The 15,201-nt window shown below is 48.5% G+C and carries 23 protein-coding genes; 15 read left to right on the top strand and 8 right to left on the bottom strand.

What is annotated here, in order from left to right:
* The first annotated feature begins 187 nt into the window (after nt 1-187).
* The 3 genes from arr to K7G97_RS07860 all read left to right on the top strand — a co-directional run bounded on the left by arr (nt 188) and on the right by K7G97_RS07860 (nt 1,411).
* Entirely contained in the window at nt 188-589 is a 402-nt protein-coding gene (arr, locus tag K7G97_RS07850) for an NAD(+)--rifampin ADP-ribosyltransferase (protein WP_223041887.1), read from the top strand.
* 18 nt (nt 590-607) lie between these two features.
* Complete coding sequence (locus K7G97_RS07855; protein ID WP_223041888.1) at nt 608-1,123, top strand: hypothetical protein; 516 nt, start codon at nt 608-610, stop codon at nt 1,121-1,123.
* Between the two features lie 111 nt (nt 1,124-1,234).
* Entirely contained in the window at nt 1,235-1,411 is a 177-nt protein-coding gene (locus K7G97_RS07860; RefSeq protein WP_223041889.1) for a hypothetical protein, read from the top strand.
* An 18-nt stretch (nt 1,412-1,429) separates the two neighbouring features.
* Here the strand turns inward: K7G97_RS07860 and K7G97_RS07865 are convergent, their stop codons facing one another.
* Nucleotides 1,430-1,861: an Rrf2 family transcriptional regulator gene (locus tag K7G97_RS07865; RefSeq protein ID WP_058265849.1), complete on the bottom strand. Its 432-nt coding sequence runs from the start codon at nt 1,859-1,861 to the stop codon at nt 1,430-1,432.
* Nucleotides 1,862-2,024: 163 nt separating this feature from the next.
* Between K7G97_RS07865 and K7G97_RS07870 the strand changes: the two genes are divergently transcribed.
* On the top strand, nt 2,025-2,660 hold the full coding sequence (locus tag K7G97_RS07870; RefSeq protein ID WP_223041890.1) for an NAD(P)-dependent oxidoreductase: 636 nt from the start codon (nt 2,025-2,027) through the stop codon (nt 2,658-2,660).
* Between the two features lie 129 nt (nt 2,661-2,789).
* On the top strand, nt 2,790-2,972 hold the full coding sequence (locus tag K7G97_RS07875) for a hypothetical protein (RefSeq protein WP_023468170.1): 183 nt from the start codon (nt 2,790-2,792) through the stop codon (nt 2,970-2,972).
* A 57-nt stretch (nt 2,973-3,029) separates the two neighbouring features.
* On the opposite strand, the gene K7G97_RS07880 is transcribed toward K7G97_RS07875, so the two are convergent.
* The 4 genes from K7G97_RS07880 to K7G97_RS07895 form a co-directional block, all read right to left on the bottom strand.
* Nucleotides 3,030-3,311 carry a hypothetical protein gene (locus K7G97_RS07880; protein ID WP_195865144.1) on the bottom strand — a complete coding sequence of 94 codons (282 nt, stop codon included), beginning with the start codon at nt 3,309-3,311 and terminating at the stop codon, nt 3,030-3,032.
* A gap of 89 nt (nt 3,312-3,400) precedes the next feature.
* The gene (locus K7G97_RS07885; RefSeq protein ID WP_223041891.1) at nt 3,401-3,769 is read right to left on the bottom strand and encodes a hypothetical protein; all 369 of its coding nucleotides are present in this window, start codon (nt 3,767-3,769) and stop codon (nt 3,401-3,403) included.
* On the bottom strand, nt 3,762-4,565 hold the full coding sequence (locus tag K7G97_RS07890) for a hypothetical protein (RefSeq protein WP_223041892.1): 804 nt from the start codon (nt 4,563-4,565) through the stop codon (nt 3,762-3,764). The genes K7G97_RS07885 and K7G97_RS07890 overlap by 8 nt, the downstream gene beginning before the upstream one ends.
* Before the next feature lie 25 nt (nt 4,566-4,590).
* Nucleotides 4,591-5,133 (bottom strand): GNAT family N-acetyltransferase, encoded by a 543-nt coding sequence (locus tag K7G97_RS07895; RefSeq protein ID WP_223041893.1) that lies wholly within the window; start codon nt 5,131-5,133, stop codon nt 4,591-4,593.
* A 214-nt stretch (nt 5,134-5,347) separates the two neighbouring features.
* On the opposite strand from K7G97_RS07895, the gene K7G97_RS07900 reads away from it, so the two are divergent.
* From K7G97_RS07900 to K7G97_RS07910, 3 genes are read left to right on the top strand one after another with little or no spacing between them, the layout of a single operon-like run.
* On the top strand, nt 5,348-5,977 hold the full coding sequence (locus K7G97_RS07900; RefSeq protein WP_223041894.1) for a DedA family protein: 630 nt from the start codon (nt 5,348-5,350) through the stop codon (nt 5,975-5,977).
* Nucleotides 5,978-6,031: 54 nt separating this feature from the next.
* On the top strand, nt 6,032-7,159 hold the full coding sequence (locus K7G97_RS07905; protein WP_223041895.1) for an MGDG synthase family glycosyltransferase: 1,128 nt from the start codon (nt 6,032-6,034) through the stop codon (nt 7,157-7,159).
* Nucleotides 7,160-7,176: 17 nt separating this feature from the next.
* The gene (locus tag K7G97_RS07910; protein WP_223041896.1) at nt 7,177-7,863 is read left to right on the top strand and encodes a polysaccharide deacetylase family protein; all 687 of its coding nucleotides are present in this window, start codon (nt 7,177-7,179) and stop codon (nt 7,861-7,863) included.
* A gap of 143 nt (nt 7,864-8,006) precedes the next feature.
* Here the strand turns inward: K7G97_RS07910 and K7G97_RS07915 are convergent, their stop codons facing one another.
* Nucleotides 8,007-9,116 carry a GGDEF domain-containing protein gene (locus tag K7G97_RS07915; RefSeq protein WP_223041897.1) on the bottom strand — a complete coding sequence of 370 codons (1,110 nt, stop codon included), beginning with the start codon at nt 9,114-9,116 and terminating at the stop codon, nt 8,007-8,009.
* Nucleotides 9,117-9,271: 155 nt separating this feature from the next.
* On the opposite strand from K7G97_RS07915, the gene K7G97_RS07920 reads away from it, so the two are divergent.
* The 7 genes from K7G97_RS07920 to K7G97_RS07950 all read left to right on the top strand — a co-directional run bounded on the left by K7G97_RS07920 (nt 9,272) and on the right by K7G97_RS07950 (nt 13,925).
* Entirely contained in the window at nt 9,272-9,805 is a 534-nt protein-coding gene (locus tag K7G97_RS07920; RefSeq protein WP_223041898.1) for a DUF402 domain-containing protein, read from the top strand.
* Nucleotides 9,802-10,287 carry an NUDIX hydrolase gene (locus K7G97_RS07925; protein WP_195865135.1) on the top strand — a complete coding sequence of 162 codons (486 nt, stop codon included), beginning with the start codon at nt 9,802-9,804 and terminating at the stop codon, nt 10,285-10,287. Before K7G97_RS07920 ends, K7G97_RS07925 begins: the two co-directional genes overlap by 4 nt.
* A gap of 173 nt (nt 10,288-10,460) precedes the next feature.
* Entirely contained in the window at nt 10,461-11,216 is a 756-nt protein-coding gene (locus K7G97_RS07930; protein ID WP_223041899.1) for a helix-turn-helix domain-containing protein, read from the top strand.
* The gene (locus tag K7G97_RS07935; protein ID WP_223041900.1) at nt 11,216-11,851 is read left to right on the top strand and encodes a M15 family metallopeptidase; all 636 of its coding nucleotides are present in this window, start codon (nt 11,216-11,218) and stop codon (nt 11,849-11,851) included. Before K7G97_RS07930 ends, K7G97_RS07935 begins: the two co-directional genes overlap by 1 nt.
* Nucleotides 11,848-12,093 carry a phage holin gene (locus K7G97_RS07940; RefSeq protein ID WP_223041901.1) on the top strand — a complete coding sequence of 82 codons (246 nt, stop codon included), beginning with the start codon at nt 11,848-11,850 and terminating at the stop codon, nt 12,091-12,093. Before K7G97_RS07935 ends, K7G97_RS07940 begins: the two co-directional genes overlap by 4 nt.
* Nucleotides 12,094-12,227: 134 nt before the next feature.
* Nucleotides 12,228-13,364 (top strand): GGDEF domain-containing protein, encoded by a 1,137-nt coding sequence (locus K7G97_RS07945; protein ID WP_223041902.1) that lies wholly within the window; start codon nt 12,228-12,230, stop codon nt 13,362-13,364.
* A 66-nt stretch (nt 13,365-13,430) separates the two neighbouring features.
* Nucleotides 13,431-13,925, top strand: a complete 495-nt coding sequence (locus K7G97_RS07950) for an Imm64 family immunity protein (protein WP_223041903.1) — start codon at nt 13,431-13,433, stop codon at nt 13,923-13,925.
* A gap of 53 nt (nt 13,926-13,978) precedes the next feature.
* On the opposite strand, the gene K7G97_RS07955 is transcribed toward K7G97_RS07950, so the two are convergent.
* Complete coding sequence (locus K7G97_RS07955; RefSeq protein WP_223041904.1) at nt 13,979-14,272, bottom strand: hypothetical protein; 294 nt, start codon at nt 14,270-14,272, stop codon at nt 13,979-13,981.
* Between the two features lie 200 nt (nt 14,273-14,472).
* Entirely contained in the window at nt 14,473-15,150 is a 678-nt protein-coding gene (locus tag K7G97_RS07960; RefSeq protein WP_223041905.1) for a hypothetical protein, read from the bottom strand.
* Nucleotides 15,151-15,201 lie beyond the last annotated feature (51 nt).

Consider the following 15,201-nt stretch of genomic DNA (forward strand, 5'->3'; position numbering starts at 1 on the left):
GACCTCCTATAGGTATGTAAAATGACTATCCCCATCATGCATGATGGCTAGACAAAAAACGAGTTACAATCTGACGACAAATGGTCTTCCTTTGCTATAAGTATACCGTGAAATTTCGTTTTGAAACAGACTACAGCTGAATCAATCGACTGTCTATACTGAATGTATCCAGTCAGGAGGCGAGCGTATGAAACCAGTCGAAGGTCCGTTTTTCCATGGCACGAAAGCCACGTTGCGAATCGGTGACGAATTGAAACCAGGGCACGCGTCGAATTTTCGTGAACGACCGCTCCAGCACGTCTATTTCACGGCAACACTTGATGCAGCGAAGTGGGGCGCGGAGCTCGCGCAATCTGACGCTGCGGAGCATATCTACCTCGTCGAACCACTCGGAGCGTATGAGGATGATCCGAACTTGACGAACAAACGGTTCCCAGGTAATCCGACTCGGTCGTATCGTTCGACGGAGCCCGTGAAGATCATCGCTGAACTCGGAACGTGGGAACGGCATACGGATGAAGAGATTGAGACGATGAAAGCATCCCTGCAGCGGTTACGCGCAGAAGGGAAGGATACGATCATCGACTAAACGAACGGGGGAGAAGACTTGCCTGTATATGATTTTAAATCGATCCAACCGACGAACGTGAACGTCATTGATCAATTATTGGTCAATCACTTACATGCCATCCGCCTGAATCAACAGGATGAGCGATGGATCAAAATCCTCGAAGATCCGTTCGTTCCACCCATTGAAACGATCGTTGGCGTCTATTGTATTTACCGAAAATCAATTCTTTATCTGTTGCAAGGTAGGATAGCCTCCATCGAATCGTATGACTTTCAGAATGCATCTGTGAAAGACAAACTCCTGACAGCAGAAAGCGTCGAAGGAGTGCTTGATATGGCGACATTCGTCGTCATCGCATCAGAAGACGACACCTATATGTCTCACTACTTCATCGGTGGTGATGCAGAGAAACTCAATTCGATCTTAAACGTATGCTTCGGTCATCCGAATTTAATTGACGATCGATCGACGGAACGTTTCATCAAACGCTTCGAGCAGGATGTTTTGATCTTTGAAAAGATGGGATTCATGAAATTACTTCGAAATGAATAGAGAAACGAATTGAATTGAATGTAAGATAAGCACTACCACGGATTCTTTTTGACAGAATGTACTGCAAGGTGAAGATAGAATGGTACAATATGTAAAAAGGGGGTCGTTTATATGTCTCGCTTCAAACAAGAAAAGAAACAAGCACTCGATCATCTCCGCGATGGTGTCGATCAAGGTCTCGGTAGTGCCGTGCCACGTGGGCAAAACGACGGGATGCGTGGTCTTGAGATGCTCGCGGTGCTTGTCGTCCTCGGTGGAGGATATCTACTGTATCAATGGTTTTTCTAAAGCAAGAAGCATCGCTCCTCATGAGGACGATGCTTCTTTTTGTTCGATTTCACTGACGATATCATCCAGTGTGACGTGAGCGAGTACCTTCTCAAGCGCAGATTGCGCAAGCTCGAAGATGGGTGTGACCGTCGATTGTATGTTTCGTCCGACCGGACAATCTGGATTCGGTGCAGCATGGACGCCGAACAGTTCCTTATCCGGCACGACAGCAACGGCGTGATAGACGTCAAGCAGCGTAATCTTAGACAACGGGCGGGCGAGTCGCGCACCGGCGACACCCGGACGGACCTCGATCAAATCAGCTTTTTTCAACATGCTCATGATTTTACGGATGACGACCGGATTCGTATTGACGCTGCCAGCAATCAAGTCGGATGTCATCTTCTCGTCGGTTGCGATCAACGAGAGAATATGGATGCCGACGGAAAAACGAGTACTGATGGCCAACGGATGACCCTCCTTCTTAAAAACATTGTTCTCTCATTATACGCTGTATCGTTCATTTGGCAAGAAACGGGGAATAGGAACAACACTGTTGACAAACAAAGATATTGTAACTATATTGGTTACATGTAATCATTTTAGTTACATATAAAAAGGAGGAATCATCATGAACATCGGAATCATTGGCGCAACAGGAAAAGCAGGGCAGTTGATTTTACAAGAAGCAATCAAACGTGGACATGACGTCAAGGCAATCGTCCGTAACGCGGCAAAAGTGACGGCAGACGTCACGATTCTCGAGCGCGATGTACTCGCACTGACAAAAGACGATCTGAACGGATTTGACGCCATCATCAACGCGTTTAATGCAGCACCGGGTGAGGAGACGAAGCATATCGAAGTCGGGCGTCATTTAATCAACGTGTTAGCAGGAAGTAAGACACGACTATTCGTTGTCGGTGGTGCGGGAAGCCTATTCGTTGATGCCGAGCATACAGTACGCGTCATGGAAACACCGGATTTCCCAAAAGCGTATTATCCGACAGCCTCGAACATGGGAAAAAACTTGATCGAACTGCAAGGGCAACACGACGTGACGTGGACGTATCTCAGCCCCGCTGGATTCTTTGATCCAAGCGGTCAACGCACAGGAACGTATACAGTCGGCGGCGAGCAGATGATCCTAAACGCAAAAGGGGAAAGCTACATCAGTTACGCGGATTACGCCATCGCGGTAGTCGATGAGCTAGAAAACGCGCAATATCTCAACGAGCGGTTCTCGGTCGTTGGCGAACAAGGGTGATGGTGTCAGACCGACTTACGTAGTCGGTCTTTTTTAGTGGGCGGAGTGAGAGATACGGCGGAGGACGGATGGCATAATAGCATGGTTTGTTTAATATGAGAATAGAAACGACTAAAGGAGTATAAAATCATGATGCGACGAGTTTTTAGTATCATCAGTCTGTTAGCTGTCTTGATCGTCTGTACGACATCGACGCAACCGTCTCGGTTCGAACGTTCGAAACCGGTCGCGACGATCGAGGATCATTACGAGGGACAAATCAATTGGCCGAGTGAAAGTGATCCGTTGCTGGAGCTTAACGCTAAACCGTAATCTACATATTGCCGACCAAAGCCCGTCTCCTTGAAGAAGACGGGCTTTTTGGTAACGTTAAATGACAGTCATTGCGTTCAAGAAGACGAACAAGAACGTAATGCCGCTCGTCAAAATCAAAAAGGGGAGGACGATCAGTAATTCAAGATGCGGACGAACGCCATGGTAGAACAGAAAGAACAGTGACAAACAGGCGGTCGTGATCGTCAGCGCAAGTGAGGCAATCAATTCATGAAGGGGTTCAACGAACGGAATGAGGGACGATCCCGTGATCGTGTCGAAGGCGAAACCGAAGGACAAAAAAATGAGTAAGTACAAAAGTGATTTTTGACGAAACATGCGGCATGTCTCCTTTTCTGAACGATACATTCAGTATAATGCCTAGCTTGTCATTCTTACCTAACAAAAATGTAAGAATGTGGCTGAATTTAAACAACCTGGTCTTCTTTATATAATAACGTCAAACGTGTCATCATAAAGTAGAGGAAAGCGGCGCTACTCGCGATTGTCTGAAAATAGAGCGGTTGAAACAAAGCATTGAAAACGATTAATAAGATGCCACCAATAAGTAAGGCGATGCCTTGATTCAGGAAGAGATGTGATGCAAAAGAAAGTGGACGCGTTCGGAAGCCGAAGTAACGAATCGCGTCAGTCAGGATGCCGCCGACTGTGATGACAATCATAAACGACAGCAATGTCTCAAAAACACCTGAATAATACCCAGCGTCCGTCTCGAGCATAAGGCGAGGTGACGATGGGAGATGTTGATACAGCATTAAAAAAATCCAGTTAGTCATCAGTAGTCGAAATGACAGACGGATCATGGTGTTCCTCCTTCCCGGTTTTCATGACGATGAATAGGCGGGTGACCATCAAATATAAAAAGGCAGCGACTACGTTTCCGGTGAAAAATACCGCAGGAAGCGAAGTGAACAAAATGAACGCGCCAGCAAACACGAAGACCGTGCCTTGATGAACGAGGAGATGTGTCGTCCACGGTAGCGAACGCTTCGTGAAACGGACAGCTAACAGCATGTCAGCCATCGCGATGCTGCTGAAGAACAGAAGCATGACAGCGTCTAACTGTTCATTGACCAACTGCTCCGCATAAGACAGAAACGGAATCATCATCGTCATCGATCCAAACAAATGGAGAAACAAAAAGAAGCTGAGGACGGTCCGACCGAGCCACCCGAACAGATAGGGGAGGAATGACGGATACTTCCGTGCCGACTCGGAGACGATAAGATACATCAACGCTACACCAGAACAGAATACGATCGGAACGAGCGAAAACGAATGCGGCTGCACAAGTAGATAGAGGACGATGCTTGCGAACAACGCGACGACTTGATTGAGAATGAACCGTTGTGTGAGTGAAATAGTCGAACGGAATAACAGGCGTGGAAGCCCTTCTGTTAAGAGTGCACCAATCAGGATGAGAGGACCGGCAAACAGTAGACCAATCAGGAAGAAGTCGGTGAAGGACGTGCCGTAGATTGCTGGATCCCCCATCTCAAGCCCAGCAATCAGTGCGTACAAGAAAGCAAACAATATCGCAGAAACGAAACTGCTCTTTACGATAGACAACATGAGATAAGTCCTTTCCAGCTGACGTTCAAAATAGTTTGTACCAATAAAGTGTCAGATTGATGTGTGGATTGGCGAATTGTTTTAGGCTATCGACACCGCCAAGCACGAAGCCTTCTCGCGCGTAAAACCGGCAAGCTATCAGATTATCGTCCTGTGCTTCAAGGGACAGACCAACCAACTCACGTTGCTGTGCCCACTTCTTCGCAGCGGCAAGCAGTTGGTGTCCGACGCCTAGTTTACGAAACGTTTGTTTAACGGCGATGTTCTCGATGTAAGCGAAACGGTTCCAATCACGTACGAGACGGATCTGTCCAATACAAGAAGTGCCGGAGAAGGCGAGTAGGACGATACGATCTTTATGATCAATATAAGTAGACCAATCGAGACGGTCGTCCGGGAAATGGGTCTCGGTAGCTGTTTCATAAAGTTCTTCCGTGTAGGACCAAGTGGTACCGGAGAACTGCGGAACAATACGTCCGATGATTGGGAACGGTTCGTTGGCATCATTAACGAATGGAATACTTTCGGTCGAGAGCGGGCAAATCGTCAGCTGTTTTGTCTCTTTCATCGTCATCCTCCTTCTATCCTTAAAAATATACTTCACTCTCTTCATCATCTCCTAAATGCTGAGAACTGTCACGAGGAGAGATAAGAGAACAGGTCAATTTTAGCTAAAAACGGGTTTTAATTTTTCTAAAAAAGGAATTGCATGAACAGGAACGAATACATAGTCAGAAGACGATGAAACAGTACAGAGAGACAGCAGTAGAGGACGTGACAACATGAACATGGATACGGTCAACCAGTATCTCGATGCCTATGGATATGGCGTTATTTTCATCTTTTTATTTTTTGGCATCGTCGGGATTCCGGCACCGGAAGAATCACTACTCGTCCTGATTGGAATCTTAAGTGGTCAGAACGAAGAACGTTTGATTTATTCGATCTTAACGGCATACGCTGGGACGTTCGTCGGTATGTTGACGGCATATGGCGCGGGCCGCTTCTTTGGACCGACTGTCTTACGATACGGTCGGTTCATCGGATTGACGAGGGAGCGCTGGGAGCGGGTGTCGAACGGCTACATGGGACGGATTAATCGGACGATTATCGCCGGTCTTTATATCCCGGGCGTGCGGCAAATCAATCCGTATTTTGCGGGGATGAAGCGGATTCCGTTCGGTCGGTATTTCTGGGTGTCGGCACTTGGTTCTGCGCTATGGGTCGTTCCTTTCGTCTTACTCGGTCACTTTGCCGGAAAGACGTTTCATATCAAGCCGGAAGTCGTACCGTATTTCGGACTTGCCTTACTCGTATTGTTCCTGCTTGGAGTACTCGTCAAATGGCTCAAGCGTAAACGGCTCGAAAAACGCGTCGTTTCAGGGAAAAACCAAGCGGGAAAAGAAGACTAAGCGATACTTCTTTTTAAAGGATTTTTGCGGATAGTTTGAAGGAGTGGACATACGATGCAAAAAATAGTGATCTTTCCTTTTTTAAGGATGCGATCCGGTCATCATCTCGTCGCGGAAGCCATCGCTGAACGATTGCAGGGACCAGATGTTGAAGTCAAGGAAGTAGAGTTACTCAGTACGATCAGCCCGTTCGCAGAATGGGTGACATCGAAATTTTATCTGAACTGGATCCGACATTTCTCAAACGGTTATAGTCGTTTTTACCATCGGCATATTGCCGGGCGTTCGAGTAACGCGCGTTCGACCGGATGGACGTCGCATTATTTCCAACAGCAGATGTTACGAATCATCCGAACGGAACAACCGGATGTCATCATCTGTACGCATGCGTTTCCGTCCTATCTCTTGAATCAATTGAAGGAACGAAACCTTTGTGATGTACCCGTCATCAATGCCTATACCGATCTATTCGTCAGTCGCGTCTGGGGAAAGACGCATATCGAGTACCACTTGTTACCGAATCGTGAGGCGAGGCGGGAATTACACGCGCACCATGCTGTACCAGAAGAGCGGTTGTTCGTGACGGGAATTCCTGTCCATCCAGCCATTTCTGGTGGTTCGATCATTCGTTCGACGCAGTCGCGCAAACAAATTCTGGTTGCTGGCGGAAACGGTGGACTCGGTCAACTCGAGACGTTGCTGACGCAAATCGAACAGTGTGAGGAAGCCGATTTTCATGTCTTGTGCGGGAACAATCAGACGCTTTATAAACGGTTAGCCACTCGACGTCATCCACATATCCATCCACTCGCCTATATCGATTCAAGAGATGAGATGAATCAATTGTACGAACGGATGGATGCGATCGTCACGAAGCCGGGTGGCGTGACGGTTAGCGAAGCGTTCGAAAAACGTGTACCGCTGTTCATTCAACACGTCCTACCGGGGCAAGAAGAGATCAATCGCACATATTTGATGGAGAAAGGGCTTGCGTTCTCCTTTAATCAAACGGATTCACTCGCGGACGTCATCCGTCGGACGCTTGAGAACCCGGACGTCATGCATGCTTGGCAACAAGCGGTCATGCAGTATCAAAATGATCGTGTCATGGCCGATCAGCGATTTTTCGCAGAACGAATTGCGGGTTGCCTGCAAGATCGTCGTCAAAAAGCAAATGGATAATAAGGGAGTTAGTTTACATGCGTTCACGTCTTGTCACAGCGGGAGTTCTCGCGACACTTGCCTATACGGTCGTTCCGTATATGGCGTCACGCGTCTTTGGATGGCGCGTTACGAAATCACTGGACTCACGATTCGTCGCCTTGACGTTCGATGACGGTCCAGATCCTGTCTATACGGCAGAACTACTGGATCTCTTACAACAAGAAGGCATTCACGCGACGTTTTTCGTCGTAGGTCATAAAGCAGAAGCACATCCGGACCTCATTCGCCGGATCCACGAAGAAGGACATCAACTCGGGATTCACAATTATATCCATCGTCCGAACTGGTCGATGCGACCGTCGACAGTCCGTTCAGGCATCGAGCGGACGGCTACAATCATTGAACGGATCACGGGCGAACGTCCGACGGTCTATCGTCCACCGTGGGGCGCACTCAATGCTGGGGATGTCCTCTGTCCTCCTTCTTACAACATGATTCTCTGGTCGAAGATGGCAGAGGACTGGAAGTTAGAGGGCGGAAAGGCGAAAATCAAACGGCTGCTATCAAATGTGTCAGAAGGAGACATCATCTTGCTCCACGATAACGGGGATACGTTCGGTGCAGATCCACAAGCACCCGTGCAGACGATCGCGGCGCTGAAAGAACTCTTGCCGGAGTGGAAAGCACGTGGTTTACAGTTTCGTCGAATCGATCAAGCGTAAAGAAAGAGGACTTACCGGTTTCATGGTAAGTCCTCTTTTGCATGGATGAAGCATTGCGTGATATGTCGTCCTCCGATGATAGGGGATCTGTTTTTGCATCACCCAGCGCAGTCTACTCAATAATCGAATGGGTATGATAAAGATTAAGAACGGACCGGTTCGCGGTCTTGCGTCGTCATCGCTGCCTCAGCATCGACCTCGTACAGAATGACACGGTTCCGCCCTTGTTCCTTAGCGGCATATAACGCTTCGTCGGCAAGAATATTCATCCGCTGAGCAGCGACGTGTTTCCCATGGGCGATGCCAACGGACGCTGTGATCGAGATGGCGGGAAAGCCGTCGAGCTGAAAGCGCGTGTTCGCGATCCGCTCCCGGATTCGGTTGGCGACCTTCGCGACTTTCGACGGCGTCAAATCATAGACGAGGACCATGAATTCCTCTCCCCCGATGCGCGCCGTGATATCATGCGGACGCGTTTCTTCCTGTAAGATCCGTGCGAACTGTTGTAAGACGAGATCCCCGTTCGCATGCCCGTATGTATCGTTGACATGCTTGAAGTGGTCGATGTCGAGTGCGAGCACATTGTAGACCCGTCCTTCTTCTTCGAGCAACGCCGTCCGATCGTCCCAAACACGGCGATTGTACAGTCCCGTCAAGTGATCGAGTTCCGCTGATTGTTTATAGCGCTGTACTTGTTCGTTGAGCAACTGAAAATCAATCGTCAACAGACTCGATAACAGCCCGACCGCCAGTCCGATCGTCCATGTCGAAGCGAGCAAACGAAGAGCGGCGTCACTAAAGCCGAGATTGATCGAGACGGCAATCGAGATCATGAACAACGCCCAGACGTTCATGATGAGATTTTGCAGGAATGGTCGGTGGAGCAACCGTTTATGGATGAAGTACATCCCGGAGCTGATGCCAAGGACTGCAAGAAACGCGACGACCGCTTGTGGTGTCCAGCCGAAATAGAACCGGGAGCAGCCGATGATTAGCGTTGCGATGATCAGGGGCGAGCGGACGCCATAAAAAGCGAGCAGGACGAGCGGTAAATGACGCAAATCCATCCGTAACGACTCGTTGACGGCGATCCCCTTGAACATCAATAGCACCCCGAGCAGCCCGGTCGCGAGACCGACGATGAGGGATTTCAAGCTACTTGACGCAAGACGCTGACTATAGATGATTTTGGCGATCAAATAAAAGCCGGTGAAGGCGATGCAAGCATTCAATAACAACTCGGCAATGAACATCGGTTCCACATCCTTGAGTATGATACTTTCACGATAGCAGTTTGTTAAAGGATGTCAACGAGAGAGTCTCAAAATTTTAAAGATTCAGGTAAAGACTTGCTCAAACAAATTTATTTGGTAAAATTAGAGAGCTTTAGGGAAGGAGTGGGATGAGAATGGAACTGAAGCATGTCACGATAGAAGCGCGAAAATTTGATGGACGTCCGCACTATTCATGGGACGGCTATGTCCTTGAACAGACGGAAAACTATCTGCTCGTCGCGAATACGCCCGGGCGGACTCTTTTACATCATCGTCGCGAAGCGGTTTATACATACGACAATTATAGTCTCGAATTCTATCCGCTTGATGCGGATTTTACGGTCGGTCTCGATTTAGAGCGGACGGGAGAGGTGACGTACTACTGTAACATTTGCTTACCGCCGGTTCTTCAAGGAAATAGCTTATCGTTCATTGATCTGGATCTCGATCTCGTTCATCGTGACGGCGTGTGGACGGTCGTCGACGAGGACGAATTTTTAGAGAACCAACAATTGTACGACTATCCGCCTGATGTGATTGAACGAGCCCGTGCATCGTTACTGAATCTACAAGAACGAATCGCGCAGCAACAGTTTCCGTTTGACGGCTTTTTGGATCCATTCATCCCGACCGTCCTGCAGATGAAGAGAAGGGGGAATGACACATGAAGACGATTCGTTGCCACCGGGCATTTGGTGTCTATGGATTATTGATGAAGGAGGATGCCTTACTCGTCATCGACAAGAATGGTGGACCGTATATCAATCGCTATGACTTACCAGGGGGAAGCCTCGAAGAAGGAGAGACGCTCGCTACGGCGATGCGCCGGGAATTCACGGAAGAGACAGGGCTCGAAGTGGCACTCGAACGACAGATCGGCGTCGCGGACTTCAAGCTTCCGTGGGATTGGCGCGAGTTCGACGAAGTCCATCACATCGCCGTCTTTTATCTCGTCCGACAGACGGGTGGAACGCTGAGTATCCCCGAACAATTCGTCGGACAAGACTCACTCGGTGCGCGCTGGGTCAAGGCGAGTGACGTCTCGATTGATAACGCGTCTCCGCTCGTACTCGAAGCGTTTCGCTGGATCGAGGAACAGCAACTCGATCTCGAGGCACGACACTTTTCGAATTGGGACGTCTTAAAATGAACAGGAGCGCTCTTCGTTAATGGAGAGCGCTTTTTTATGTCTGCAATGTCATAAAGACGAATCGTCAGGAGTGTTGGTCAAACCAAGCAGCATCATCTGATTGGTTCGCATGTATTTTTTTCGAACAATCCTCGACCTCTTCCTGTCATATTTCCTAGAAAGGAGGAATCACCATGCAAGTCCCATATCTCCCGGTTCCCCATACGCTCTTAAGGAGCGGGACGGCATTTGCGTCCGTCCATGAAAAGATGATCTATCTGATCCTTGAAAGCTTCAGTGGTCAGGATGGTCAAGCATTCCCGTCCTATCAGACGATCGCCGACGCTGTTCCGTGCAGTAAATCGACGGTTAAGTCATGTATCCAGTCCTTGATCGCAAGCGGTCGGATCGAGAAAGTCGAACGGTTCACGAAACACGGAGGACAGACCTCGAATGCTTACCGTGTCCTGCCCCGTGTCGACACACCGTCCCCGTCGAGTCAGGAGGCGACTGCTCCCAAGGTTTCTGCTGCCTCCGAAGAAGAAGTCTTGAAGAATACGACTTTAAAAAAGGAGCTGGTGCAGCAGTACGAAACGAATCTCGGCAAGGCGACACCACGAATCGAGCAGGAATTGCTACAGCTGGCAACAGACCATCCGATCGAGCACATTCGGTATGCGATCGAAGAAGCGGCGCGAGCGAACAGTCGTCATTTTGGTTACATCGAGCAAGTCGTCAAGCGTCTTGCGACTGGATTACCAGTTGAACGGCGGAAACGAATAATCAAACGTTCAAGAAGAGACACTTCATTATTTCAATTACCGAATTGGATAGAACAAGAAAAAGCAGCGCAACGAGCGTATGAAGCACACCAGAAGAAGAAACAGAGCATACCTGACGACGCCGAAATTGCTGAACTATTACAAGCACTGACAAGGGAGGGAGCCTGATGCAACTGGAAGAATTACTCCGACGTGCCAATCAAAAACTATCCGTTCCTGGCATGCATCCGTCTGTCGTCGGGATCACGCGTGACGTGATACGAGAGCTTTATCCGCATGGGATCAAGCTCGGTATAGCGCAAAGCTTTCGGAGCATCGCGGAACAGGATGCGTTGTATGCAAAAGGACGGACGACGCCAGGACCCATCGTGACGCAAGCCCGCGGCGGACAATCAAACCATAACTTCGGTGTCGCAATCGACGTCTTTCTCTATCAGGATGGGGCGTTGTTCCTTTCTCCGCCAGATGCGCGACTCCGACGAATCGTTCGCGCGATGAAACGACGCGGAATGGACTGGGGAGGCGATTGGTCTCGTTTTCCAGACTACCCACACTTTGAACTGTACGATCATGTCAGTCTAGCGCGCCATCACGTGCCAAAACAAGGTCACTATCTCCGGGAAAAAATCCAAGCACCGGAACTCGTCCGAGCCCTTGAAAAACGCTTGGGTCTTGTGGTGACAGGAATCTTTGATGCCCGATTGACGCACGCCGTTCGAACGTTCCAACAGACATGTCGTCTAGTCGCTGACGGAATCGTTGGTCCGCAAACATGGCGTCGTCTCTTTCCGGTGTCACCATGATTCGATTTCAGGCGTGGATCCGTCTCTTGATTCCGCTCTATGTTTTTCTTGAGTTACTCTTACCGACGCTCGGTTTTACAGCATTGCCAGTGTCGGCAAGTGACGTCGAGCGATTCGTGACGGGTCTAGTCGGACTAGTTGGTCTACTCGTCGCTTGGTGGAAGAACAATGACGTGACTGAGCGGGCACTGAGACGAAGGCAGGCACAGGAACAGTTGGAAAACACATCCTTGACCGATTAAGAAAGCTGGAAGCGTTTGGAATGTGTCGGCAACGGGCATTATTTCATACAAACGACTAACAGTTTGATTTCAAGACACCGATAGAAGGGATAGACTTTAGTCAATTAGAAAGAGAAAGAAAGGTCGGTCTTTTTGTGAAATGGTCAACGTTGCAGCGCTATTTGTTTTTGGCACTCTGTGCGCTATTGTTTACAAGCGTTTGGAGCTATCAAGCTTTCCTGAAAATCGAACGAGAGAATGCACGCATCTTAAACGAGGCGATTCCGATCTCGACGGAAGCAGCGGAGTTGTTTCCGGCGTTACTAAATCTTGAACTGGTCGTTCGCAGTTACATCCTCTCACCGAACGAGGCGGATCTAGCCCAGTATGATCGGACGATTGATCGGCTTGATCAAACGGTCAAGCGACTCAATCAACTCGATGAGAATCATCCGATCATGCGAAAGCTCGTCCGAACGGAAGCGATTCCCCGGATCGAGACAGCTATCCGATTTTATGATGCCCAACTGGCACTCGTTCGAAACGGGGATCAAGCAGCCGCTGAGGCAAAGCGTTATCAAGGAATGCAATATATCGAGACATTTCGTCCGATCGATGCCCGTCTACGGACGGACGTCAACCGAATCATCGCCGAAGCAACGAATCGTTCCGAGCAAGCATCGAGTGCTGCGAAATGGGTCATCGTCGTTGTCGCAAGCATTGCCGTTCTTGTCTTAATTGCCTTCATCCAGACGTTTCGGATGGAACGCAGTAAACAAGCCTTGATTCATCGTTCGCTTCACGACGCCTTGACCGGCATCCCGAATCGACGGGCGTTCGATGAACGATTGGAGCAACTTCTCGAAGAAGCCAAACAACACCAGACACCACTCTCCCTGATTTTGATCGATGTCGATGCCTTTAAGTCGTATAATGATACGTATGGTCATTTAAAAGGGGATGAATGTTTAAAAGAAGTCGCCCGCGTCTTGAAGCGTCAAGCACGGCATGGACAAGTCGCACGGTACGGTGGAGAGGAATTCACAGTCTTGTTGCCGCGTGGAGCAGAAGAAACCCGGCGCATTGCAGAACGCATCCGACAGGACATTCTCGATTTGAATATCGTACATGAACGCTATGAACCACTTTGCCGGGTCAGTGTCAGTCTTGGCTTGACGTCGCTTGTACCCGGAGCAGAAACGACAGAAAAAGAGGTGATCGACCAAGCCGATCAAGCGTTATATCGGGCGAAAGAGAATGGTCGGAACCAAATCGGTGACATGGCAGGGTAATGCATAATCAGATGGGAATGAAGAATGCTGATACAGGTAGGATTTGTTTTTGAAAAAACGCAAGATATGGAACACGCTGCTCGAACGGTCTTGGATGCATTTCATTCAGACATAAGATGTCTCGGATACAGTTACGCGACGGATATTGATGGATCACACTGGGGCGAGGAAAAGGGTCTTCCGAAAGACTGGCGTCCATTACTGAATCATCATTACGGGAATGCCTCGCTCGTCTTCTTAGCGTATCATGGTTTAATAACAGTACCGGTTCGAATGACGATTGAAAAAGAGCCTGACTGTTTTGGTTTTCGATTCGGTTTTCAAGAAGAGAAGTTAATTCCGTTGACGACCGACCAGCAAGAATTGATGTTCATGGAGGACATGCAAAGGATTGCTGACAGGTCAAGCGCTCTGTATGCCTTTTGTGATTTTGATGCGGAAATCGAGCATGCGATAACAGAACGGGAACACATCAATCGAGAATATGCGATCGTCTACTGGTCCAAGGAGCAAACTTATTTAAAGAATGCATGGAAAATCGATGGTTTTACAGACCGATGAATACAAAAATACCCCGCGTGAGAATTTGCTTCTCATACGGGGTATTTTAAAATTCATTGTAAGATGACGCAATACGAACGATCGGAAATGAGAGGTGCCGATATGATGTAGACCGTTTTGACGGGAACACCCCCGACACGTGCATCAAGTTGTTTAAGCTGGGACCGAATCTTGCGGCTTAAGCCATAGCGTGTTTCAGTACTGAGTTCATCGACATCTTCTTGGACGTGCAAGAGAAGTTGGAACGGTTCAAGTGAAAAGATTGAAAAATCACAGGAAATCCGCGGATCCTCGAATTTTTCATTCAATTCCTTCTTGATGTAATAGGCTTCTTGTGCACTGATCATCTTCTCTCACCTCACTCTCCTGGTTGAACGACTTTTTCTCTACTATAGTCTATATTACCCAGTTTTCTGGCAACTAATCGTCTGATTTTGAAAAATAGTCAATCCAAATCTTAAAAACACTTGAAACCTTCTTTCAAGACGTTATCCTTACTGATTTCAATAAAAAAACCGCCAAGCTTCATTGAGCAGGGCGGAAGAATTCAAGAGATCGATGACTGGACTTGGCATTTTCGAAGGTACTGCTCCATCGCTTGAACGAAGAAGGTCAATTGATGCGTCGAGATGACAGGCACCTTCCCGTATCGCACTTCGAAGTAGAGCGGATCAACAGGAGAAGGGAACGCAATTCGGTCGAACCATTCCGTTACCGTCTCGTGGGTCCGGCGTTGTAAGGACAGCGGCAATTGTGCATTAAAGTGAGCGAGTTGTTTTCGAATCGAGTCAGCAGGCAGGTCTTTTGTCTCATAAATAAAAATCGGGAAGCGTGGCGGAAGCACATACCCTGATGGATCGATACGAGGTCGACGCAACCACTGGAGATAATGCCAGAAAAACCAGCTACAAAACAGGAGAATGAGACATAGTATGAGAAGATAAGGAGGTGTCGTCACCGAAGAATCGAACCCTGTCCGGAACCATGGAGCTGGTGGATCGGCTTCGCTCATCGTGACCGTGCTCTCGCCATAAGACGTTCCTTCTTCGATCGTATCGAAGATCGATTCCTTTGGACCGCAACGGTCGACGCAATAGGTATTCGTTGCTGGATCGATTTGTCCAAGCAGTGACGTATAGAGCGACGGGACAAATTGTTGCACGGTAAGTAGTAGTAGACAGACAAGTGGAATAAGAAGCAATAAGCGAGTGCGAAGCGTTTGCACGATAGGGACACCTCCTTTGACGAGTACGTTTAACAGACTTTCGCTACACAG

It is taken from the genome of Exiguobacterium acetylicum (genome assembly GCF_019890935.1).
Classification (GTDB): domain Bacteria; phylum Bacillota; class Bacilli; order Exiguobacteriales; family Exiguobacteriaceae; genus Exiguobacterium_A; species Exiguobacterium_A abrahamii.

Excerpts from the sequence above, each read along its gene's own strand:
- arr (WP_223041887.1), top strand. The coding sequence starts at position 188 with ATGAAACCAGTCGAAGGTCCGTTTTTCCATGGCACGAAAGCCACGTTG.
- K7G97_RS07860 (WP_223041889.1), top strand. The coding sequence starts at position 1,235 with ATGTCTCGCTTCAAACAAGAAAAGAAACAAGCACTCGATCATCTCCGC.
- K7G97_RS07870 (WP_223041890.1), top strand. The coding sequence starts at position 2,025 with ATGAACATCGGAATCATTGGCGCAACAGGAAAAGCAGGGCAGTTGATT.
- K7G97_RS07875 (WP_023468170.1), top strand. The coding sequence starts at position 2,790 with ATGATGCGACGAGTTTTTAGTATCATCAGTCTGTTAGCTGTCTTGATC.
- K7G97_RS07880 (WP_195865144.1), bottom strand. The coding sequence starts at position 3,311 with ATGTTTCGTCAAAAATCACTTTTGTACTTACTCATTTTTTTGTCCTTC.
- K7G97_RS07885 (WP_223041891.1), bottom strand. The coding sequence starts at position 3,769 with ATGACTAACTGGATTTTTTTAATGCTGTATCAACATCTCCCATCGTCA.
- K7G97_RS07890 (WP_223041892.1), bottom strand. The coding sequence starts at position 4,565 with ATGTTGTCTATCGTAAAGAGCAGTTTCGTTTCTGCGATATTGTTTGCT.
- K7G97_RS07895 (WP_223041893.1), bottom strand. The coding sequence starts at position 5,133 with ATGAAAGAGACAAAACAGCTGACGATTTGCCCGCTCTCGACCGAAAGT.
- K7G97_RS07900 (WP_223041894.1), top strand. The coding sequence starts at position 5,348 with ATGAACATGGATACGGTCAACCAGTATCTCGATGCCTATGGATATGGC.
- K7G97_RS07905 (WP_223041895.1), top strand. The coding sequence starts at position 6,032 with ATGCAAAAAATAGTGATCTTTCCTTTTTTAAGGATGCGATCCGGTCAT.
- K7G97_RS07910 (WP_223041896.1), top strand. The coding sequence starts at position 7,177 with ATGCGTTCACGTCTTGTCACAGCGGGAGTTCTCGCGACACTTGCCTAT.
- K7G97_RS07915 (WP_223041897.1), bottom strand. The coding sequence starts at position 9,116 with ATGTTCATTGCCGAGTTGTTATTGAATGCTTGCATCGCCTTCACCGGC.
- K7G97_RS07920 (WP_223041898.1), top strand. The coding sequence starts at position 9,272 with ATGGAACTGAAGCATGTCACGATAGAAGCGCGAAAATTTGATGGACGT.
- K7G97_RS07925 (WP_195865135.1), top strand. The coding sequence starts at position 9,802 with ATGAAGACGATTCGTTGCCACCGGGCATTTGGTGTCTATGGATTATTG.
- K7G97_RS07930 (WP_223041899.1), top strand. The coding sequence starts at position 10,461 with ATGCAAGTCCCATATCTCCCGGTTCCCCATACGCTCTTAAGGAGCGGG.
- K7G97_RS07935 (WP_223041900.1), top strand. The coding sequence starts at position 11,216 with ATGCAACTGGAAGAATTACTCCGACGTGCCAATCAAAAACTATCCGTT.
- K7G97_RS07940 (WP_223041901.1), top strand. The coding sequence starts at position 11,848 with ATGATTCGATTTCAGGCGTGGATCCGTCTCTTGATTCCGCTCTATGTT.
- K7G97_RS07950 (WP_223041903.1), top strand. The coding sequence starts at position 13,431 with ATGGAACACGCTGCTCGAACGGTCTTGGATGCATTTCATTCAGACATA.
- K7G97_RS07955 (WP_223041904.1), bottom strand. The coding sequence starts at position 14,272 with ATGATCAGTGCACAAGAAGCCTATTACATCAAGAAGGAATTGAATGAA.